This is a genomic window from Cognatundibacterium curvum (assembly GCF_014284235.1).
Lineage (GTDB): Bacteria > Pseudomonadota > Gammaproteobacteria > Burkholderiales > Burkholderiaceae_D > Undibacterium > Undibacterium curvum.
Map to the genome: position 1 here is coordinate 233,022 of NZ_JACOGD010000005.1, position 21,813 is coordinate 254,834.

14 protein-coding genes are annotated in these 21,813 nt (G+C 54.2%); all 14 read left to right on the forward strand.

Features of this window, described 5'->3' with window-relative positions; all coding sequences use genetic code 11:
• Nucleotides 1-119 precede the first annotated feature (119 nt).
• The 14 genes from H8K43_RS11255 (at nt 120) to H8K43_RS11320 (ending at nt 21,801) form a co-directional block, all read left to right on the forward strand.
• Nucleotides 120-2,060 (forward strand): TonB-dependent receptor plug domain-containing protein, encoded by a 1,941-nt coding sequence (locus H8K43_RS11255; protein WP_186903922.1) that lies wholly within the window; start codon nt 120-122, stop codon nt 2,058-2,060.
• A gap of 312 nt (nt 2,061-2,372) precedes the next feature.
• On the forward strand, nt 2,373-3,644 hold the full coding sequence (locus H8K43_RS11260; RefSeq protein WP_186903923.1) for an isochorismate synthase: 1,272 nt from the start codon (nt 2,373-2,375) through the stop codon (nt 3,642-3,644).
• On the forward strand, nt 3,641-5,308 hold the full coding sequence (locus H8K43_RS11265) for a (2,3-dihydroxybenzoyl)adenylate synthase (RefSeq protein ID WP_186903924.1): 1,668 nt from the start codon (nt 3,641-3,643) through the stop codon (nt 5,306-5,308). Before H8K43_RS11260 ends, H8K43_RS11265 begins: the two co-directional genes overlap by 4 nt.
• Nucleotides 5,309-5,340: 32 nt before the next feature.
• The gene (locus H8K43_RS11270) at nt 5,341-6,231 is read left to right on the forward strand and encodes an isochorismatase family protein (RefSeq protein WP_186903925.1); all 891 of its coding nucleotides are present in this window, start codon (nt 5,341-5,343) and stop codon (nt 6,229-6,231) included.
• 10 nt (nt 6,232-6,241) lie between these two features.
• Entirely contained in the window at nt 6,242-7,075 is an 834-nt protein-coding gene (dhbA, locus tag H8K43_RS11275; RefSeq protein WP_230403871.1) for a 2,3-dihydro-2,3-dihydroxybenzoate dehydrogenase, read from the forward strand.
• 99 nt (nt 7,076-7,174) lie between these two features.
• A complete protein-coding gene (locus H8K43_RS11280; RefSeq protein ID WP_186903926.1) occupies nt 7,175-7,453 on the forward strand; it encodes a hypothetical protein in 279 nt (92 codons plus the stop codon).
• Nucleotides 7,443-7,784 (forward strand): hypothetical protein, encoded by a 342-nt coding sequence (locus H8K43_RS11285; RefSeq protein WP_186903927.1) that lies wholly within the window; start codon nt 7,443-7,445, stop codon nt 7,782-7,784. The genes H8K43_RS11280 and H8K43_RS11285 overlap by 11 nt, the downstream gene beginning before the upstream one ends.
• Nucleotides 7,781-9,418 carry a PepSY-associated TM helix domain-containing protein gene (locus tag H8K43_RS11290; RefSeq protein ID WP_186903928.1) on the forward strand — a complete coding sequence of 546 codons (1,638 nt, stop codon included), beginning with the start codon at nt 7,781-7,783 and terminating at the stop codon, nt 9,416-9,418. Before H8K43_RS11285 ends, H8K43_RS11290 begins: the two co-directional genes overlap by 4 nt.
• The gene (gene fes / locus H8K43_RS11295; RefSeq protein WP_186903929.1) at nt 9,415-10,701 is read left to right on the forward strand and encodes an enterochelin esterase; all 1,287 of its coding nucleotides are present in this window, start codon (nt 9,415-9,417) and stop codon (nt 10,699-10,701) included. The genes H8K43_RS11290 and fes overlap by 4 nt, the downstream gene beginning before the upstream one ends.
• Before the next feature lie 60 nt (nt 10,702-10,761).
• Entirely contained in the window at nt 10,762-10,998 is a 237-nt protein-coding gene (locus H8K43_RS11300; protein ID WP_186903930.1) for an MbtH family protein, read from the forward strand.
• A 10-nt stretch (nt 10,999-11,008) separates the two neighbouring features.
• Entirely contained in the window at nt 11,009-18,544 is a 7,536-nt protein-coding gene (locus H8K43_RS11305) for a non-ribosomal peptide synthetase (RefSeq protein WP_186903931.1), read from the forward strand.
• An 87-nt stretch (nt 18,545-18,631) separates the two neighbouring features.
• On the forward strand, nt 18,632-19,870 hold the full coding sequence (gene entS, locus H8K43_RS11310; protein ID WP_186903932.1) for an enterobactin transporter EntS: 1,239 nt from the start codon (nt 18,632-18,634) through the stop codon (nt 19,868-19,870).
• Nucleotides 19,871-20,194: 324 nt separating this feature from the next.
• Nucleotides 20,195-21,178 (forward strand): phosphate/phosphite/phosphonate ABC transporter substrate-binding protein, encoded by a 984-nt coding sequence (phnD, locus tag H8K43_RS11315; RefSeq protein WP_186903933.1) that lies wholly within the window; start codon nt 20,195-20,197, stop codon nt 21,176-21,178.
• Between the two features lie 278 nt (nt 21,179-21,456).
• A complete protein-coding gene (locus H8K43_RS11320) occupies nt 21,457-21,801 on the forward strand; it encodes a hypothetical protein (protein WP_162018976.1) in 345 nt (114 codons plus the stop codon).
• The last annotated feature ends 12 nt before the right edge of the window (nt 21,802-21,813 follow it).

Consider the following 21,813-nt stretch of genomic DNA (forward strand, 5'->3'; position numbering starts at 1 on the left):
GCACGCATGCGGTTGACCTTGTTTCTGGGAACAATTAATTATTTCACAAAGTATTTGCAAACACAAATGAGAATCAGTATCATTTGCGTTTATTGATCTTATTGTTACCGAGGAAAGAAATGTCATTTGCAAAGAAAATCCTGGCCCTGGCAATTGCAAGTATAGGGACGCAATCCGCGCTGGCAGTTGAGGCTGCAGATTCAGCAGACGGTTCTGTGGTGGTGGTCACGGCGACCTTGCGTGCCCATACCATAGCGGCGGCGCCAGCATTTACCACCGTCGTGACCGAGGATGATATTGCCAAGTCACCGGTGAACAGTCTGGCTGACCTGTTACGTGAAACGGTGGGCGTGAATAACATGACCGACGGCACTGGCCGCGATGAAATTCAGATCCGTGGCCTGGGTGGCAAATACACGCTGATGCTGCTCAATGGCAGACGGGTTTCTTCTTCCGGTGTGTTGTGGCGTGGCGGTGATTTCGATTTCAGTTCTATTCCTTTGAACAGCATCAAGCGCGTGGAAATTGTGCGTGGTCCTATGGCTGCGCTGTACGGCTCGGATGCGATCGGTGGTGTGGTCAACATCATTACCAAAGAACCGGGCAAGCAATGGATAGGCAGTGTCAGCAGCGAATACCGTCGCATCGCCTCGGGTACAAATGGGGATCAGTATCGTCTTGGTGCTTCCACCTCTGGTGCCATCAATGACAAGCTGAGCCTGTCCATCAGTGGCGAAATGTATGATCGTCAGCCTTGGTTTTCTGATGCCGATCCAATTCACGCACCACGTCTTGAGCAAAAACGTTCGCAGAATCTGATGACGACCGCCACCTGGAAATTGTCGGAAACGCAGACCCTGGATATCGACTTTGGCTACAACAAAGACAAACGTCCGTATGGCATGTACTACTACGCCTATTTCCCGCAATGGAACTATGAAGCTAAGGATTACCGTGAGCAGGAAATCACCCGCAATACCTACGGTCTGAACCACAAGGCCAGTTGGGACTGGGGTACGACCACGGCCTATGTCAGTCGTGAATCTGCCAGCATTGATGATTTCAATTCACGCTATAACAAGCCGCAGCAACGATTCATCAAAGAAGAAAATACTTACGCCAAGCTGTATGCCAATACCAATTTTGGCATCAATGCGATGACCGTCGGTTTTGATTTCCGCGATCAGAAAATTTCTGACATGGTCTATAAAAGCGGTGGTGTCAGTACCCGTACTTCTGCCTTGTTTGCCGAAGATGAAATCAATTTGCTCAAGGGCCTGAACCTGACACTGGGCGGACGTTTTGATAAGAACGATGCGTTTGGCAATCACTTCTCACCTAAGACTTACCTGACCTATCAGGCCAACGATGCAGTCACGGTCAAAGGCGGTATCACCAAAGGTTTTAAAGCACCGGATGCGTATCAAATCACGAAAGAATACAGCGTGGTCAGTTGTGGCGGTAAATGCTTCCTGGCCGGTAATCCAAACTTGTCGCCGGAAAAAAGCACCAACTATGAAATCGGTGTGGAAGTGCATCAGAAAGCCTGGAACTTCACCGCTGTCGTGTTTAAAAATGAACTCGATAACATGATCGTCTCTCTCTATGATGCCGCTGGTCCTTCGCGCAAATGGGCGAATGTGGCCAAAGCCAAGACCCGTGGGCTGGAATTGCAGGCGGATGTGGAGCTGGGTTCCGGTGTGTCGGTGGCGGGCAATCTGACGCATCTGAAGGCGGAATACATCGATGAAAACGGCAAGCTCAGCAAGCTCGATAATCGTCCGGAAAACATGCTCAACGTCAGCCTGAATTGGAAAGCGACGGATAATCTGCAAACCACGCTGGCTGCCAATTACGTGGGTAAGCAATACTTCGAGGGCAATGACTTGCCAGCTTATACGCGCTATGACGCGACCTTCGCCGCTAAGCTCAACAAGAACACGACCTTGCGTTTTGGTGTGAAAAATCTGACTAATGTCAGCCTGGAAGAGAAAAACAAAAACTTCCAGACCTTTGAACTGGGCCGCAATTACTACGTCAGCGCGACCTATGCATTCTAAAAACGTATAAGCCAGCGGTGGCGGTGTGCTGCACATGCGCGCGCTGCCACCGCCTTAGCCACATCAAGTCATCATCGTCAACATCGTAACAAGTGGTCAGGACATGGAGCAATTCACTCCACAGTCCTGACTGCCAATAATTTGCTAACTCCATCACACACCAACAGCCACAGGCTGAAGGCGACTGAGGAGCAGGACTATCCCGCAAAACGCGGAGCGAGCCAGCGTAGCGCCAGCCAATGAAATGCTTAGATTTTCAGTGTGAGCACTGAGAGCGTAGCGATATTTTTTAAGGCTAGTGAGGATATGAGCATGCTTGCATTTCCATCCGGCGCACGCAAAGACGAACACGGCGCCAATACAGAATCAGCGGTATTTCAATTCATGTCAGCGCATCGCTGTGTGCGCGCGACTGGCGTAGCAGAATGGATCACCATGCCAGCCCGGGCTGAGGGGCGTGAACCCGCGCAGTTTCAGGCTCATGTCCAGGCCGCACTGGAACGTGCCCGTAGCAGGGGTATAGCACATCCCATCGTGATCGGTGCGCTTCCATTTGATCTGAGGCAGCCTGTCAGTCTGGCCATTCCACAGACGGTTGAATTTTTTAAACGTCAGGATCAGCCTGCTGTTGCACAGTCAACGCAGACAAATTTGCCGCAAGCGACTTACGCACGCAGCGTGCCGGAAGAAATCCGCTTCCGGCAAGGCGTGCAACAGGCGATTGCAAACTTTCATTTCAGCGATATCCGTAAAGTGGTGCTGTCACGCCTGCTCGAAGTCGGACTGGCGGAGAATATCGATCCGGCTCAGCTCTTTGCGCGTTTGTTAGCGCAAAATCCGGTCGGCTATCAATTCCGTATGCGCACAGCGAACGGCGCTGAACTGATCGGTGCGAGTCCGGAACTACTGCTCAGGAAGCATGCGGGCCGTATTTATTCCAATCCGCTGGCGGGCTCGGCACGGCGTCAGGCCACGCCCGCGCTGGATCAACAAGTCAGCCAGGATTTGCTGCACTCAGACAAAGACTTGTATGAGCACAGCCTGGTCATCGAAGACCTGCAGCGCGTTATGCAAACTCTGTGCAGTGAGCTGACGGTGCCAGCGACACCATCCTTAATCAGCACCGCGTCGATGTGGCATTTGTCGACAGCAATTGAAGGCATTCCGGCCGATCCCGCCATGTCAGTGCTGGAACTCGCCTGTCAGCTACATCCTACGCCCGCCCTGTGTGGCTATCCAACCCAGCTGGCACGCAAACTGATCAGCCTGGTTGAACCGTTTGAACGTGGTTTGTTTGGCGGCATGGTGGGTTGGTGTGATGCTGAGGGCGAGGGCGAGTGGGCGGTCAGCATACGTTGTGGACTGGTGCAGGAAAAGCAGGTGCAGTTATTTGCCGGTGCCGGCATCGTGGCCGCATCCTGTCCTGAATCTGAATGGGCAGAAACGCAGGCGAAATTGCAAACCATGCTCAATGCTTTAGGCATAGACATACAGCCGGCAGAAAAGCACAGCGCAGCACAACAACAAACTCAGCAACAAACTCAGCAACAGCAGCCGCAAGCGGCGGATGAGGTGCTGGTATGAGTGCAGAGATTTCCCGCAAACCGCTGCTTCCTTTCAGCCGCTGGCCCAGTGATCTGGCCAGACATTATCGGCAACAGGCTTACTGGCTGGACCTGCCATTGACCGACATCCTGCAGCGTCAGGCGGCGTCACAGCCTGAGCATATCGCCGTCATTTGCGGTGAGCGCCAATATAGCTATCGTCAACTCAACGATGATGCGGAACGACTTGCACGTGTCCTGCATCAACGCGGACTTGGCCCCGGCGATACCGCCCTGGTGCAATTACCCAATGTGGCAGAGTTTTACATCGTCTTTTTTGCGCTGCTCAAGGCAGGCATTGCACCGGTCAATGCCTTATTCAGCCATCAGCGACTTGAGCTTTCTTCTTATGCCAGTCAATTACAACCCAGCTTGCTGATTGCCTCAGCGCGGCATCAGTTGTTTACCGATGCTGGATTCAGCAATGAACTGCGGACCGAGATACCGGCATTGCGCAATATCGTGATACTGGGCGCGACGGACTATGCGGAAGATTTAGCCGACCTGATCAGTCAGCAGAGTGACACCGTTAACGCCATGCAGACGACGCCTGCGGATGAAGTTGCATTTTTCCAGCTATCAGGTGGCAGCACTGGTACGCCTAAGCTGATACCGCGTACTCACAATGACTACTATTACAGTGTGCGGCGCAGTGCCGAAATCTGCGCACTCAGCCCTGCCACACGCTATCTGTGCGCGCTGCCAGCCGGGCACAATTATTTGCTCAGTTCGCCCGGCAGTCTGGGGGTGTTCTATGTCGGAGGTACTGTGGTACTGGCATTGGACCCGGAGCCAGTGCGCTGCTTCGCGCTGATCGCACAGCATCAGGTCAACATGGCAGCACTGGTGCCATCCGCAGTGATTTTATGGCTGCAGGCCGCAGCGGGCAGGCAACAGCAATTGCGGTCTTTGCGCTTACTGCAAGTCGGTGGCGCCAGCTTTGCAGAAGCCCTGGCCAGACGTGTTCCGGCTGAACTGGGCTGTCAGCTGCAACAGGTGTTTGGCATGGCAGAAGGCTTGGTGAATTACACCAGACTGGATGACAGCGAAGACAAAATTTTTACCAGCCAGGGCCGTCCTATGTGCCCGGATGACGAAGTGTTGGTGGTGGATCAGGATGGCGTAGCGGTGGCTGATGGCGAAACAGGGCTGTTGCTGACGCGTGGCCCCTACACCTTCCGTGGCTACTATCAGGCACCCGAACACAATCTGCAAGTCATCAATGCCAATGGCTTTTATGCGTCCGGTGATCTGGTGCAAAAAACGGCGGACGGCTATTTGCGCGTGGTTGGCCGCGTCAAGGATCAGATTAATCGTGGCGGTGAAAAAATCGCTGCTGAAGAAATCGAGAATTTACTACTGAAGCATCCCGCAATTGTGCAAGCCGCTTTGATCTCGATTCCGGATGCTGCACTCGGTGAAAAAAGCTGCGCCTGCATCGTGGTCAGCGACAGCACGCTGCGTGCCGTCAGTTTGCGCCAGTATCTGCGCGAGCAAGGCGTGGCCGATTTCAAATTGCCTGACCGTTTTCAAATTCTTGAACGTTTGCCGCTGACGGCGGTAGGAAAGACCGATAAACAAAGCCTGCGTGCGCATCTGCACGCAGGATTAGCACAGGGCAAAGCCCTTGCCGCCCAGGTCTGAACTGAACTGAATTTATACCCAAAGAGCTAGCCATGTCGATTCCAGTGATACCGTTTTACACCCTGCCATCTGCCCATGATTTACCTGCAAACCGTGTGCAGTGGAAACCAGATGCCACGCGGGCAGTTTTGCTGATCCATGATATGCAGGAATATTTTCTGCGCTTTTATGGCACAGATAATCCACTGGTACATGAACTGATTGCGAATATCAGCGCCATCCGGCGTTGGGCCAAAGCGGCGGGTATTCCTGTCGTGTACACCGCTCAGCCTGCAGAACAAAATCCACTAGACCGCGCGCTGCTGAATGATATGTGGGGACCTGGCCTGACGAAGGCTGATCCGGCCCTGAAAGCGGTGGTCGCTGCGCTCCAGCCTGAGGCTGACGATACCGTCCTGGTCAAGTGGCGCTATAGCGCATTTCAACGCTCATCCCTGCAGCAACTGATGCAGGAGTGGCAGCGTGACCAGTTACTGATCGTCGGCGTGTATGCACACATCGGCTGTATGACGACTGCGCTCGATGCATTCATGCGTGATATCCAGCCCTTTATGATCAGCGACGGCGTGGCCGATTTCACAGAACAGGAACATCACATGGCATTGAGTTATGTGGCGGGCCGATGTGGTGCTGTGCTCAGCATGGCGCAGCTACTGGACACCTCTGTGTCAACAGCCTCGCCTGCGCACCCTGTGATGAATCGCGAACAGCTCAGACAACTCTTGCTCAGCTATATCGATGAAGGCGAAAGTGAATTCGCGGATGATGACAATCTGATGGACTACGGTCTGGACTCAGTGCAGGTGATGAGTCTGGTGGCGGAATGGGAGAAATATGGCATCAAGGTGACATTTGAAGAGTTAGCCAGAAAGCCTAGCCTGAACGCATGGTGGACGCTTTACTCGCAAAAGCAGGCAGCGTGAGGAGCTTACTATGATGCGTGCAACGCCGGAGCAGGTGGCCAAGGCTCCGCTTCCCAAGCAGGCACCGCCGCCGCGTCTGCAGTTTGAGGGCCAGCAAGTCTGGGTCACCGGTGCCGGGCGGGGTATAGGCTATCAGATCGCCATGACCTTCCGTCAGCTGGGTGCGAGGGTGGTCGGTCTGGATCGTCATTTCGAAAGTGAACTGGGTACACAGGAGGGCAAGCGTTATCCGTTTAAAACAGTGGTGCTGGATATTACGGATCGCGTCGAGGTCGCGCGTGTCTGTCAACAGCTATTGCTGGAAATGCCGCGTCTGGATGTACTGGTCAATGCCGCTGGCATCTTGCGTCTGGGCTTGCTGGAAACCCTGACGCTGGATGACTGGAAGAGCAGTTTCGATATCAATGTCAGCGGTGTGTTTTATCTGCTGTCTCAACTCATGCCGCAATTTAAGCAGCAAGCGTCCGGTTGTATTGTGAACCTCGCTTCCAATGCTGCCCATGTGCCGCGTATGAATATGAGTGCCTATTGTGCGTCCAAATCCGCCCTGGTCAGCCTCAGTCATTGCGTTGCGCTGGAGCTGGCTGAATATGGAGTGCGCTGCAATCTGGTCTCTCCCGGATCGACCGACACGCCCATGCTGCGCGCCATGCTGCCCAGCGAAGCGAGTATGCAGCGAACCATAGAGGGTTTGCCTGAGCAATACAAGCTGGGCATTCCTTTAAAAAAAATTGCGACCCCCAGAGAAATCGCCAACACCGTGGTTTTCCTTGCCTCCGATCTGGCCAGTCATATCACCATGCAGGATCTGGTGGTGGATGGCGGTGCGACGCTGGCTGCGTGATGCAGGAACAGATGACTCAGTGAATTGCGAGCAGCTGGTTCTGGCGCTTTATCACCCGTGCCGTATTGGATAACAAATTTTCGTTTTAGTACCTGGATCATGAAACTACTCTTTTTACTCCTCACCGTGACGGCTTGTGCGCTACTGTATCTGAGCCATCGTCATCAGGCATGGTTAGCGCAACCTTTGCCGCCGACACCCTGGCGCTATGCAGGCATTGCTCTGTTATTGCTGGCACCCGTGGTGGGTGCGCAGGCTTATAGCACCGCTGCCTCGGTGTTTGCCTGGCTGGTCATCAGTATGCTGACACTCAGCTTGCTGCCATTTTTTTCTCTGATTTTTTTACTGTTTGCGAAGAAGGCTGAACATGGATGCTAATGCCAGCCCGGCTGCAGTCAAGCCGCAAAAAAAGCCCGCTATCCATCCTGACTGGTGGAGCAAAACCTTAGCTGGTGCAGTGTTGGGGCTGACACTGGCATTCGCTGTCTGCGGGTTGTTTGCCTGGTGGGGGCCAGGCGGTATCAGCGCACCGAACAAGGTTCAGTTCGTGATGTGGATGATCACGCCGCTATGGCTGGTGATCTTTAGTCTGGTCTATCTGTTTCGCACGGGTATGCTGGCCGTACTTTGGCTGCTGGCGGCCAATCTGCTTGCTTACCTGTTGTTGTGGATCTCCCGTGGAATGCCTGTTCTCTTGTCTTTATCATGAAAATTCGTAGCGATATTCTTCGTATCTATCAGTCCTTACATACCTGGGTCGGTATCACGACCGGTATGTTGTTATTCATCGGTTTTTTTGCCGGTGCCCTGACCATGTTCAAGCAACCACTGGATCGCTGGATCAGCCCGCCAGCCAGCCATGGCGCGTCCGCGCCGGTTGCGATGAATCCTGCCCAACTGGATGAACTGGTGCGCGCTATGCTGCAACAGCGTCCGGAAGCACGTCAGGAATTTACTTTGCATCTGACGCAGCAGGAAAACATCGCTGCGCCACTGAGCTGGACTGGCAGCGAAAGCGGGCATGAGCTGGATTTGTCCGCGCAACGCTGGCTGGGCACGCTGAATGAAGTGGGGCAATTCACTGCGCGTGCCGAAACACCTTCGCTGCTGGCCGAGCTGATCGATATGCTGCATCGTACTGCCGGTATCCCCGGAACACTGGGCGATGAGTATCTGGGTACCTATCTGATGGGTATCGCCGGTGCCATGTATTTTCTGGCGCTGGTGTCAGGTGTGATCTTGTTATTGCCTACCCTGGTCAAGGATTTTTTTGCGCTGCGACCCGGCAAAAACCGCAAGCGCTTCTGGCTGGATGCCCACAACATCATAGGCATACTCAGCCTGCCGTTTCATGTACTGATCAGTATCACGGTCGTGGTCTTTGCTTTTCATGATTTGTTTTACGGCAGTCTGTCGCGCGTGGTGTATGGCGATACGCCGATGTTTACCCGGCCAGCTGTCCATACCAGTGAGACGCACAATGTCGCGAACATGTTGCCGGTCAGCGCATTGATAGAAAAGCTGCAGCAGGCAGCACCGGATGCCCGTCTGCAGGAAATCCTGTTCATGGGGCTGGAGGGGCCACGCCCTGTGGCGCGCGCCGCCCTGCTGAGTCCTGAATATTTGGTACAGGGGCCGCAGGCCGCCTATGTACTGATACAGCCTTACACTGGACAAGTGATCGATACCAGCATGTTACCGGGTCAGGGCAATGTCTGGAGTGCGCTGACTATTCCATTCTTTTCCCTGCATTTCGGCAGCTTCGGTGGTGACCTGATGCGCTGGGTGTACTTTGTGTTTGGTCTCAGCGGTGCGTTTCTGTTCTATTCCGGAAATTTGCTGTGGGTGGAAAAACGTCGCAAAAACCAACAAGCTAAGCAGCAATCTAACCAGCAAGCGAATCAGCCTGCTGTGATCCAGTCGCGCGCTACACGATGGATGGCTGCGGCAACGGTAGGTGTGTGCCTGGGCGCGATAGCAGCTGTGTGTTTCACCATGGTTGCCGGCAAGCTGATGCATGCCTGGGTCAGCCATATCAACCATGCTTATCTGGCCGTGTATTACAGCGTTTTTGTGGCGGCACTGAGTTGGGGATTCTGGCGCGGTGCGGCGCGTGCAGCGGTGGATTTGCTGGCTGTGTGCAGCATCGCCGCGCTGGCGATACCGCTGACCAGCCTGATGGCATGGCTGCTGCCCGGTTCCGGCGTGTGGATGCATCTGAGTCTGGCCAGCCTCAGCGTTGATCTGGTCGGTTTTGTGGCTGCGCTGATGTTTGCCTGGGCATGCTGGCTGACTGCGCGTCGTGTGCGACATGGCCCCAAAGACAGCGTGTGGGCAGCATGAGGCCGATATCACCAGCGCTGCCCAGACATCCTCTGCTGCAGCGCGCCGATCTGGGCAGTCCGGCCTGGTGGCAGGCGGTGCAGCAGACCGGTACGCCTTTGATTCAGTCTATGGATGAAGCGAGCGATCAAGTCATTTTTTTGTGGCGAGATCCGCAGGGTGGGCCACAAAACTCTGCATGCCAGCAGGTCTACATCGACGTGTATTCGCATACGCCACATCCGCTGCAACAGCTGAGTTCCTTGCAGCGCATAGGGCAGAGCGATGTCTGGTGCTGGCAGACGGTGCTGCCTAAGGACTGGTGTGGCAGTTATTTTCTGCTACCTGCAGAAAAGCAGCATCTGCCGCCATCGGGTGCAACACGCGCGCAAATGCGGCAATGGTGGACAGAGCTGATGGTGGCGCGGGCACAGTCTGACAGCTTGAATCCGCTACCCACACATAGCAATGGCTCGGGCGTCTCCTTGTCCCGTCTAAGTTTGTCACAGGCAGTCAAGCATGCTGTCTGGCAGCAGCTTGAATCTGGTTTAGAAACCGATTCACGAAATAGCCCGGCACTGCGCGGACAATTGCAAACTTTACGCTGGAACAGCAGTCGCCTGCACACCGATCGCAATGTCTGGCTGTACCGCACGCAAGGGAAAAACGCAGACACAGTCGACAGCAATTTGCCGCTGGTGTTGTTACTGGATGGTCAGTACTGGGCGCAGCACATGCCCCTGTTTCCGGCTTTGGATGAATTGAGTGCGCGCGGCGATTTGCCTGCTGCGGTCTATCTGTTCATCGATGCGATGAACCACACCCAGCGTGCCAGCGATCTGACTTGTAATGCGGATTTTTGGCTCGCTGTGCAGCAAGAGTTACTGCCGCAAGCCTGTGCCTTACAAGCCTTCAGCGCTGATCCCCGGCGTAGCCTGGTGGCTGGCCAAAGTTACGGCGGACTGGCTGCCATGTATGCCGCCTGGCATTGGCCACAACGCTTTGGTCTGGTGCTAAGCCAATCCGGTTCGTTTTGGTGGCCAGATGCCAATGAGACTGGTGATCAGGGCTGGCTGACCCGGCAAGTCCGCAGCGGCTCAGTACCTCCCGGCAGCTTGCGCGTCTGGATGGAAGTCGGTTGCTATGAGACCGACATGACTGGCGTCAATCAAGCCATGTGTGCTGCTCTGAAGTCAGCCGGACATCCGATTTCTTATCGCGAATTTCGCGGTGGTCATGACTGGATATGCTGGCGCAATGGCTTACTGAGCGGGCTTTGCGATTTGCTGTCAGCGCTGGCCTGAACGCTCACACATTTCATTCTATTTTTTTGCGACATTCAATCAGGGAAGCGATATTTCATCATGAGTCACGACAACTACCTCAATCCTTTCGACGACGAACAATTGCAATTCAGTGTGCTGGTCAATGTGCGCAAAGAATACAGTTTATGGCCAGTGTTTGCGGCACAGCCTGTTGGTTGGGAATGTGCATTCGGCCCTGCCTCTCGCAAGGAATGTCTGGACTACATAACGCTGCACTGGACCAGCATTAATCCTTTCATTAATCCTTTCATTAATCCTTTCAATAACGCAGCCTGAGGAGCGCAGCATGCAACAGCTATCCGCACTTCCTGAGCTGCAGATTTCCAATGACAGCCAGTTCCGGGATGTGCCCTTAACCGGCACCCAGCAAGGTATCTGGCTGGCCGATCAGGTATCTGAGCATAAAAATCTTTATGTGATATCGCATTACATCGCGCTGGATGCAGCCGTGCAGATCAATGTCTTGCAACAGGCGATACGGCAGGGGCTGGCTGAAGCCGATACCGTCACGGCGGTCTATACTGTCTCAGAGGCGCAGTCTACATCCGATGTGCAGTTACCGCTGCAACGCATACGGCAAGCGCTAACTGCAGACGATATCTCTGTGCCGGAAGTCTATGATTTTCGCAGTCTGAGCGACAGTAAGGCACAGGCTTTGCAATGGATGTGGACCGATACCCAGGCCGGGCTGATTGCAGACGGGACGCAGCCTTTGTACCGGCAAGCGCTGTTCATGGTGAGCGATGGCGCTAAGTCCGAAGTGCTGTGGTATCAGCGCTACCATCACATCATGCTGGATGGGTATAGTTTTACTGCGCTGACACGCCGTATTGCAGCGATTTACAGTGCGCTGCTCAGCGCGAACCCTGACGCGCTACCAGCTTCGCCCTTCATCGCGGTGGATGCCGTCATCGCAGAACACGCGGCTTATCAGCAATCAGCGCAATTCGAAACAGACCGCGCATTCTGGCAAGCATACTGCAGCGATTTGCCGGTACCGCTGAGTCTGTCCCGTCATCCTGGCGCTATGCAAGGTACTGCGGATCTGGTGCTGCATCAGATCCGGCTACCAGCACCGGTGCTGACTGCCTTACAGAGGCTAATCGCCAGTCTGCATGCCAGACTGACGCTGGCGGATCTCTTATATGGCCTGCTGGCGGTGTATCTGTATCGTATGACCGGACAGGCGCAGCAAAGCATAGGTGTGCCATGGATGCGGCGTATGGGTTCGGTCGCGATAGATGCTGTCGCACCGGTAGTCAATGTGCTGCCCTTAAAGCTGCAAATGCATGCGGCGATGAGCTGGCTGGATGTGGCGGCGCAAGTCAGACAGGCGATGGCGCAAGTGCGTAAGCATCAGCGTTACGATGCAGAGCGCATACAGCGTGATTTGGGATGGGTCGGTTCAGCACAAAAGCTGTATGGCGCGCTGATCAATTACAAGATGTTTGACTACAGGCTGGACTTTGCCGGTCTGACTGGTGTTACCCATCATCTCGCAACCGGGCCGATAGATGATATTGAGTTTGGCATCGTCATGCACCAAGAGCAGCTGACACTGGAATTACGTGCCGACAGCGCGCGCTATCAGCATCAGGAATTATGTGACCATGCGAACCGCATACTTCAGTTGCTGGAAAACTGTCTGCAAGCACCGGATAGCGCACTTGCCCGTATCAGCTTGCTGACTGCCCAAGACCAGTCGAATCTGGCAGTGTACGCGCAAGGTCCAGTCATTGCGCATCCCGCAGATACGGCAAATACGGCAGAGCCGGAAGCCTCAGCGCAGCTGTGCAGTATCGCAGAAATTTTCTTCCGCCAGGCAGCGCAAACACCGCAAGCCATCGCATTGATTTGCGGCGATCAGCGTCTGACTTTTTCCGAACTGGCGATGCAGGTGGCGCGCCTGACACGCTTGTTGCAACAGCATGGTGCTGGCCGTGGCAAGGCGGTGGCCGTAGCGCTACCCCGTTGTGCCGATGCGCTGATTGCCATGCTGGCTGTGTTGTCTTCCGGTGCCAGCTACTTGCCGCTGGACCTGGATTATCCATCCGAACGCATTGCGCTGATGTGTGAAGATGCTTGTCCTTTGCTGGTGCTGAGCCAGTGTGCGGTGGCGACGGAATTACCTGCCGCTATTCCACGTCTTGATATGGATAGTGCTGCGCTGCGCGCTTCGCTGGCCGCGCTGCCCGGCCATGCCGTCTGCTTCAGCCGCGACAGCAGACTTGCTGCGGACGATGTCGCCTATGTTATTTTTACCTCAGGCAGTACCGGCAGACCCAAGGGCGTGATGAATACGCACGGGGCTTTGCTGAATTTGTTTCTGTCCCATCAGTCCAGTGTGTATCAGCCAGCGATGGATGCGGTGCGGCGTACCAGCCCGGGCCGGATGCTGCGCGCGGCGCATACGCATTCGTTTTCTTTCGACTCGTCCTGGCTGCAGATATTCTGGCTCTTGCATGGACAAGAGCTGATCGTGTTCGATGAAGAAGTCAGGCGGGATGCGTATCAACTGGTGCAGGAAGTCGATCGCTGGCAGATAGACGCGATGGATTTGCCGCCGTCCTTTCTGGCGCAAATGCTGAACAATGGTTTGATGGCGGAAGGGCGTCACGCGCTGACGCTGATACTGATCGGTGGTGAAGCGGCACCTGCTGCTTTGTGGCAGCAATTGCGTGCTTTCCCACATTTGCAGGCGCATAACATGTATGGACCCACCGAATACACGGTAGATACCTTGCGCGCACCGCTCGCTGCGAGTGCATCGCAGGTCATCGGACGGCCGATAGGCAATACCACGGTGCATGTGCTGGATGCCTGCCTGCAGCCGGTGCCGCTGGGCGTGGTCGGTGAATTGTATGTGTCCGGACAGGGGCTGGCGCAGGGCTATCTTGCACGCGCTGACTTAAGCGCGACCCGCTTCGTTGCCAATCCATTTATTCAGCCCGAAGTGGGGACGGCAAATACAGGTGCGCGTATGTACCGCAGCGGCGATCTGGTACGCTGGAATGAAGCCGGGTATCTGGAGTTCATAGGCCGCGTCGATGATCAGATTAAGGTACGCGGCTATCGGGTGGAAATCGGTGAAGTGGAAAATGCCTTGTCGCTGTTGCCCGGTGTGGAAAGCGCAGTGGTGCTTGCAGAGTCCCTCAATCATAGCCATCGTCTGATTGCGTATTGTGTGGTGCCTGATACTGACATGGCTGAACATGCTCAACATAGCGCAGACCGGGATGCGATCCGCAGTCAGATCAGCCAGAAACTGCTAAGTGAGCTGCGCAGCACTTTACCTGATTATATGGTGCCATCTGCTCTCGTCGTGCTGCCTGAATTTCCGCGCAATGTCAGCGGCAAAGTCGACAGAAAGCGGCTGCCTTCGCCAAACGCACACATGCACTTGCTCAGCAGCGACAGCGCTGCCAGTAGCGAGCAGGAAAAGCTGCTTTGCCAATTGATGGCTAAGGTGTTGAAATTACCGCACACCGGTGTCGATGACGATTTCTTTGCCTTAGGGGGCGACAGTATTTCCGCCATTATCCTGTGCTCAGAACTGCGTCAGGCCGGTTTTGAACTACGCCCCAGTGCAGTGTTTTCACAACGAACTCCACGTCAGATGGCAGATAAACTGGGCGCTGTGCGTAGCAGGCAAGCTGTTCCTGAACTGACCCGGAATGCCTGGGCTTTACCGGCTCAGCAACTGGCGGATTTACAGCAGCGTTATGGCGGTTTTGCCGATGCAGTCCCTGTGTTACCGCTGCAAAAAGGGATGCTGTTCCATGCCCAGATGGGGGATCAGGCCAGTAGCTATAACGCCTACACACGGCTGCATTTCACAGGTGTGATGGATGGCGCCCGTTTGCATCGTGCACTGAACGCCACCTTGTCGCGCTATCCGCAGTTATGCGGCCTGTTTGATATGGAAACGGGTGATGAACCGGTATTCCTGCTTCCAGAGGAAGGGACAGCAGCAGCCAGCAACTGGCCCTGGCAGGAAATAGATTTGTCTGGGATCAGTGAAACGGAGCAGATGCTGCAACTGAGCGCAATAGAGCAGCAGCTGTTGCAGCGCCATCATTCCGGCCCGGAGTTTGGCGGCCTGATACAAGCGGCATTGGTACATCTGCATGCCAGTCAACATGTGCTGATACTGGTGATACATCATCTGGTGATCGATGGCTGGTCTACACCGCTATTACTGCGCGATGTGTTTGAGGCCTATCGCCATCAACTGCCACAACTGCCTGCATTGCCGACCAGTTATGCATCACTGATGCGGCAACTGACGCAACGCGATATGCAGGCCAGCTGGGCAAAGTGGCGCGCCAGTTTGCAGCAAGTCCAGCCCACGCTCTTGTTTGAACATGTGAAGCCGCAGGCGCAGGTCGATGAGTGCCTGGTCCGGCTGCCTGCAGAGTTGACACAGCAATTGATGATGGAGCTCAGACAGCGTGGACTGACTCTGAATGTGCTGATGCAAGGTATCTGGGCTATGGTGTTGAGCAGTCTGGCCGGACGCGATGAAGTGGTGTTTGGCAGCCCGGTAGCAGGGCGCAGCGCGTCCATCCACGGCATAGACGAACAGGTCGGTTTATTCCTGAATACCTTGCCAGTCAGGGTGACTTTACAAGCCCATCGTTCTCTGTGGGAGCAATTGCCAGCCATGCAGCAACAGCATAGTGAGCTGATGGAGCATGATGGCCTGGGACTGGCGGAAATCCTGCGCATCGCCGCTGAAGCCGGAGCGGGCGGCAGTGGTATTCCTCATACCGGAAACCGGAATTTGTTTGATACTTTGCTGGTAGTGGAAAACTACCCTGATCATGCTTATCTCGCACAAGAGCTGGATGGGTGTGAGGGCAATAGTCTGACAGTCAGCGAGATTCACAATCGTGGCTACAGCCATTATCCGCTGGCGCTGCTGGTGATTCCCGGTGAGGAGTTACAACTGCTGGTAGAAAACCGGGGCGCGTTAAAAGATAGCGCTGCCCTGGCGCAGCGTGTGCTTATGCTGCTGCGTAGCTTGTTGGCGCAGCCGGATTTGCCGCTATCGCGCTTTAGCTTACAAACGGCACAGGAAATCGCCTGGCTACAACAGATCAATGCCACACAACATGCGCTGGCACCGGCGACGCTGCGCAGTGCGCTGGCGGCGCAAGCCTTGCGTTCGCCGCAGGCGATTGCGCTGGTTGATGCGCAGCATCAGTTGTCCTATGCAGAAACGCGGTATCAGGTCATGAACCTGGCCTGGGACATATTGCGCACCGGTGTGCAACCCGGTGATATTGTCGCTATCGCTTTGCCGCGCTCGGTACAACTGAGCATCGCTATCATGGCGGTGATTGAAGCCGGAGCCGCTTACCTGCCACTGGATACCGGCTATCCAGATGAGCGTCTGGCCTATATGCTCGACAACGCATCGGCCCGGCTGCTGATCACAGACGGCGCATGCCATCCGCGTTTCGCGACGATGAAGTATGCAGCCCAGATACTGGTGTTTGATCAGCTCGCGGCCATCACGGAGCCATCTGCACTTCCAGCCATCGAACTGGCGCTGACACCCGCGCATCCGGCTTACCTCATTTATACCTCAGGCACCACGGGAAAACCCAAAGGCGTACTGGTATCGCACCACGCCATCATCAACCGGCTGGAGTGGATGCAGCACGCTTATCAGCTCAGTACAGACGATGTAGTGTTGCAAAAGACACCCTGCAGTTTTGACGTGTCAGTCTGGGAGTTTTTCTGGCCGCTGATGGTCGGTGCGCGCTTAGTGATGGCGGCGCCGGATGCGCATCGTGACCCGGCCATGCTGCTGCGTAGCATAGAACAGCATGGCGTCACTTGTATGCATTTTGTACCCTCTATGCTGGCCATGTTTGTGCGTGCCGTTCAGGAAATGCGTGGCCTGGATCAGCAGCAAAAAGCAATATGCAGTAGTTTGCGGCTAGTGTTCTGCAGCGGCGAAGCGCTCAGCAAGAGCCTGGCGCAGGAATTTGCGGGCTGCTTCAAGGCAGGCTTACATAATTTGTATGGCCCGACCGAAGCCGCAGTGGATGTGACTTACCGGCCTGCCTGTGGTGATCTGGGTGAGGGTGGGGCAGGCGTGCCTATCGGACGGCCAGTCTGGAATACGCAATTACGCGTGCTGGATCAGTATCTGCGTCCGGTGCCGCCTGGCAGTCAGGGCGAACTGTATTTATGTGGCGCTCAGCTGGCCATGGGCTACCTGGGGCGGGCCGATCTGAGCGCCAGCCGCTTCGTAGCCGACCCCTACGCCGACCAGCTTGATGGCGGGCAGCGTATGTATCGTACAGGTGACGTGGTGCGCTGGCTGGACAGCGGTGAAATTGAATACCTGGGACGTGCTGATGATCAGATTAAGATCCGTGGACTACGCATAGAACTGGGTGAAATTGAATCCCTGTTACTGACCTTGCCAGATGTGAATGCAGCGGTGGTACATGCCATGACGCTCAACAATACGTCAGCCGCCACGGGCAATGAAGATCAGCGCCAACTGGTCGCTTATCTGGTGATGGCACAAGGTGCTGAACTGGACAGTCTGCGCATACAGACCTATTTGCAGCAACATTTGCCGCTTCATATGGTACCGGTGGCTTTTGTCGCACTGCCCCAGCTTCCCTTAAGTGCGAATGGCAAATTAGACCGTAAAGCCTTAGCCCAGCCAGCGTTGGTACGTGCTGCTTTATCTGAAGATCAGGAACGCCAGGGCAGCTTACCGGCACCTGGTCTGGAGATGCGTCTGGCGCAGATTTTTGCCAGGGTGTTGAATCTGGATCAGGTCTACGTCGATGAAAATTTCTTCCATATCGGTGGCCATTCGCTACTCGCGATGCGTCTGGCGTCAGAGATACGCCGGGACTTACAGCGTCCGGTAACAGTAGGCCAGATCATGGCAGCACCGACCGTGGCAAAGCTGGCCGCCCAATTGAATCAGGATGTGATGCTGAATGATTTCGGTAATCAGGGTTTCGATCATCTGCTGTATCTGCGCGAAGCACAGGGTACGCCTTTGTTTTGCTTCTATCCGGGCTCAGGTTTTGCGTGGCAATACAGTGTCTTGTCACGTTATCTGAACAGTGGACAAGCCATCATCGGTTTGCAATCACCGCGCCCCGGTGGCTTGATTGCCAGCAGCCCTACGATGCAAGTGCTGATCGATGCACAGCTCGACATCATACGTAAGGTGCAGGCGCAGGGGCCTTATTTCCTGCTCGGCTATTCTCTGGGTGGCACCGTGGCGTATGGGGTGGCGGCCAGATTACGCGCGCTGGGTGAAACCGTCAGCTTCCTTGGATTGCTGGATACCTATCCGGCCGAAGTCCACGACTGGTCCGATCCTCAGGGTGCTGAAGCGGCAATCGGGGCAGAACGTGAGCAGACGGCATTGCTGAACGAGGCTTATGCCGGTCAGACAGCGGTAGCAGAGGCAGCAGAGGATGCCTTGTTACGGCAGGAAAAAGAAGCCATGCTGAGCCAGATTTTCGCTAATTACAAGGATGCGGTGAGACTGTTGTCCGGCACGCAGACGCCGGTCTACGACGGTGCCGTCACCCTGTTTGTGGCTGAACAATCGCTACCCGCCTACATCCAGCCGGAAAGCAGCTGGCAACCTTATGTGCAGCAGTTACAGCTTCATCGTCTGCCTGACTGTTCACATGAAAATATCCTGTCACCTGCCTCACTGGAAACGCTGGGGCCGCTGCTGGATCAATTGCTGACAGCGGCTATACGCCATCCTGCCCAAGCTGTGCCTGGTGTTGAATCCGGTCCGGCAAAAGCAATGCATTCAATGTGACAGCCATTTTCAGGACTGAAGCGAAACCGCAGCGCGGATTTTTTCTTCAGTCCTGATTTTTAACAATTCAGAAATACAGACATGAAGATGACTTCTCTTTTCCTCGATTTTGGTTTGCTCAAGCGCAATCCGGCTTTTTGCAGTGTGTTCATTGCACGCACGATTTCCCTGCTCGGTCTGGGCATGTTATCAGTGGCGATACCCATGCAGATTTATGCCTTGACGAACGATACTTTCCATGTGGCGCTGGCTATGGCGCTGGAAGGTACGGGCATGTTTGTTGGTCTGCTGCTGGGCGGAGTCTTGGCGGACCGGTATGAGCGCAAACAGCTGATCCTGTTCGCACGTGCGGTGTGCGGGCTGGGCTTTCTGGGACTGGCGATTAATGCCTGGCTACCTGTACCTTCGCTATGGGCGATCTATCTGTTGTCGGTATGGGATGGCTTTTTCGGTGCGCTTGGTGTCACCGCACTGATGGCCTGTATGCCGTTTATCGTGGGTCGCGAAAACATACTGCAGGCGCGCGCCATCAGTATGGTGACGGTCAGGCTGGCTACTGTGATTTCACCCGCTTTGGGCGGTATCATCATCGCTGCCAGCGATGTAGGCTGGAATTATCTGATCGCCGCGCTGGGGACCGCTTGCACCTTGCTGCCTTTGTTACGCTTGCCCGTAATGCAGCCGCAGTGTGATGATAGCCAACATCCTCTGCAGGCACTGGCCGACGGTTTCCGCTTCATGATCAGCAATACTGTGGTCGCCAGCGCCACCTTGATCGGCACTCTGGTGACGTTGACCACTGCAATCCGGGTACTGTTCCCGGCGTTGGCAGAATCGGCTTTCAATGGTGCAGCGTTTGAAGTCGGCCTGATGTACTCGGCAGTGCCGCTGGGTGCGACACTAGGCGCTGTCATCAGTGGCTGGGCACATCAGCTCAAGCGTCCGGGGCTGGTCATGATGCTGGTCAGTCTGGCGGCTTTTCTGGTGATGATTTTACTGGGTGTGAACCGTAGTTTTATTGCTGCTTTGCTGTTGCTGGCCTTGTTCGGTTATCTGGTTTCCATCGCCTCCTTGCTGCAATATGCTTTAGTACAGAACTACACTCCGGATCAGTATCTGGGCCGCATCAATGGATTGTGGTCGGCACAGGATGCAGCCGGGGATTCACTGGGTACAGTTGGTATCGGCGTGCTCGGAAAGTTTATGTCGTCCTTGGGCAGCGTTTTGGTATTCGGTAGCGCCGCGATGGGACTGGGGCTGTGTATGTTGGGTATTTTTAAAACCCTGCGTCAGGCCGCCATGGTGGCGGAATCGGCTGAGTCTTAGCAGCCGCTGAATGCGGTTTTTATACTGGTTTGGACTGCTGGTCAGCGCAGAAATCCAAGGGTTTCTGTGCTGAGCTTCATTAGCTGGAAAACAGCATCTTCTTCCATGGAAAATTTGCTGTGACGCAATAAATGGTATAATTCTGCGTAAAAATTCATCACCGCAGGCGGAAAGTTGTCATATCAACCCCCTGTCTCAGAATCACCGTCGATCTCATTTGTAAGGGCAGCGCCATGGTTATGTCAGGGCTGCGCTGTTGTCGCTTCTTGTATTGACGATAAAGCAAACTACACTTCTCTTCATTCATTTCTCAGTGAGTCTACTATGTCTATCAAAAAATTTGGCCTGGCCCTGATGCTCAGCCAGACGCTTTTATCTGTTGCGGTGGCGGCAGAAAAATTAACTGTGGGTCTGATTGCACCGACCAATCCTGAAGATACCCGCAAACGCTGGCAGCCTTTGCTGGACGATCTGGCTAAGAGCACAGGCATGGAAGTGCAGGCGCTGGTATCGGCAAATTACAAAGATATACTGGACGGTTTTAAAAACAATACAGTGCAGGTGGCCTGGCTCAGCAGCAAAGTGGCGCTCGAAGCGGTAGAAGGTGGTAAAGCCAGTGTATTTGCACAAATGATTAAATCGGATGGTTCGCGTGGTTATACCTCGGTGCTGATCGTTCCAGCTGCCAGCCCACTCCGCAACTTTGATCAGATTACTGCTAAGCCGGGTACTTACCGCTTCGCCGATGGTGATCCGAATTCAACTTCCGGTTATCTGGTGCCTGCGTATTATTTGTTCTCGAAAAATAAAGTTGAACCGGCCAAAGTCTTCAAACAAGTCATCGTTGGTAATCATCAGGCGAATCTGGCTGCGATTTTGCGCGGGGAAGTGGACGTGGCGACGTTTAATTCGGAAGAAATGGACAGACTGAAGAAAGAAGCACCGGATCAGTTGAAGAAGATACGCGCAATCTGGACCTCGCCTTTGGTACCGAATGATCCGATTTTATATAGAAAAGACATGTCGGCCGGTACAAAAAACCGTATTGAAGATTTCTTCATCAATTACGGCAAGGGTAAAAATCCTGCTCAGCGCGAGACGCTGAAAAATATTCTGAATTTGTCTGGCTTTCAGCGTTCGAATGACGCGCAGCTGAAACCGATTGCAGATCTGGCGCTGTTTAGTATTTTGCGTACCAATATGAACGATACGACGCTCACCAATGAGCAAAAACAAAAGAAATTTGACGAAGTCAGTGCACGTTTCGGTAAGCTCAGCTTTATTCTTGAATCTGCCCGCCTGAACTGAGGGTATCCTGTTAGCTGCCTGTGCAAACGGGCGCCCCAGCCTGCCTGGCATCAAGGCAGGCTTTTTTTTGGAGTAAAAATTCTTTGATCCTGTTGAAAATATCTATTTATATTAAAAATATGATATTTTTCCGATGAAAAAATCGACATTTTTTGAATTTTTTTTGGTTTTTGTAACTTTCTTTGTCAACCTGTACGCCGGATCCCACGTTTCTGTAGATAAATATCGTCTTTGCCCATACTGGATTAGCGCGAAGACGCCACTCAAGGAGTCTGAAAATGATCTACGAAATTCTGGTTCGTGCTGCTGAAAGCAAAAAGATGACATCTGATCATCTGATTTGGATAGAAAGTGATTTGCCATCCCGCTCCTTTGAAAAATGGTTGCGTGATCGTGCCTTGCTGGATACCAGTGCTCAATCGCCGGTGGTACGCTGGAGTATCGTACAGACGCAGCGTCCAGCCCATTTCAAGCTGGCTACTCAGGCCAAAGCACTGAAAACCCGTATTTCGGAATTGATGAGCGGTATGCCGGAAGTGTTGGCTGTACCCGACGCATCGAAAGCATTGAGTGCCTTCCGTTTGAAAGCAAAAACACCGGAACTGGCTGGCGCTTATCTCTGAGTCACTGTAGTC

Coding starts and splice junctions, on each gene's coding strand:
- fes (WP_186903929.1), top strand. CDS start 9,415: ATGAGGCCGATATCACCAGCGCTGCCCAGACATCCTCTGCTGCAGCGC.
- H8K43_RS11280 (WP_186903926.1), top strand. CDS start 7,175: ATGAAACTACTCTTTTTACTCCTCACCGTGACGGCTTGTGCGCTACTG.
- H8K43_RS11285 (WP_186903927.1), top strand. CDS start 7,443: ATGGATGCTAATGCCAGCCCGGCTGCAGTCAAGCCGCAAAAAAAGCCC.
- H8K43_RS11320 (WP_162018976.1), top strand. CDS start 21,457: ATGATCTACGAAATTCTGGTTCGTGCTGCTGAAAGCAAAAAGATGACA.
- entS (WP_186903932.1), top strand. CDS start 18,632: ATGACTTCTCTTTTCCTCGATTTTGGTTTGCTCAAGCGCAATCCGGCT.
- H8K43_RS11265 (WP_186903924.1), top strand. CDS start 3,641: ATGAGTGCAGAGATTTCCCGCAAACCGCTGCTTCCTTTCAGCCGCTGG.
- H8K43_RS11260 (WP_186903923.1), top strand. CDS start 2,373: ATGCTTGCATTTCCATCCGGCGCACGCAAAGACGAACACGGCGCCAAT.
- H8K43_RS11270 (WP_186903925.1), top strand. CDS start 5,341: ATGTCGATTCCAGTGATACCGTTTTACACCCTGCCATCTGCCCATGAT.
- H8K43_RS11300 (WP_186903930.1), top strand. CDS start 10,762: ATGAGTCACGACAACTACCTCAATCCTTTCGACGACGAACAATTGCAA.
- phnD (WP_186903933.1), top strand. CDS start 20,195: ATGTCTATCAAAAAATTTGGCCTGGCCCTGATGCTCAGCCAGACGCTT.
- H8K43_RS11290 (WP_186903928.1), top strand. CDS start 7,781: ATGAAAATTCGTAGCGATATTCTTCGTATCTATCAGTCCTTACATACC.
- dhbA (WP_230403871.1), top strand. CDS start 6,242: ATGATGCGTGCAACGCCGGAGCAGGTGGCCAAGGCTCCGCTTCCCAAG.
- H8K43_RS11305 (WP_186903931.1), top strand. CDS start 11,009: ATGCAACAGCTATCCGCACTTCCTGAGCTGCAGATTTCCAATGACAGC.
- H8K43_RS11255 (WP_186903922.1), top strand. CDS start 120: ATGTCATTTGCAAAGAAAATCCTGGCCCTGGCAATTGCAAGTATAGGG.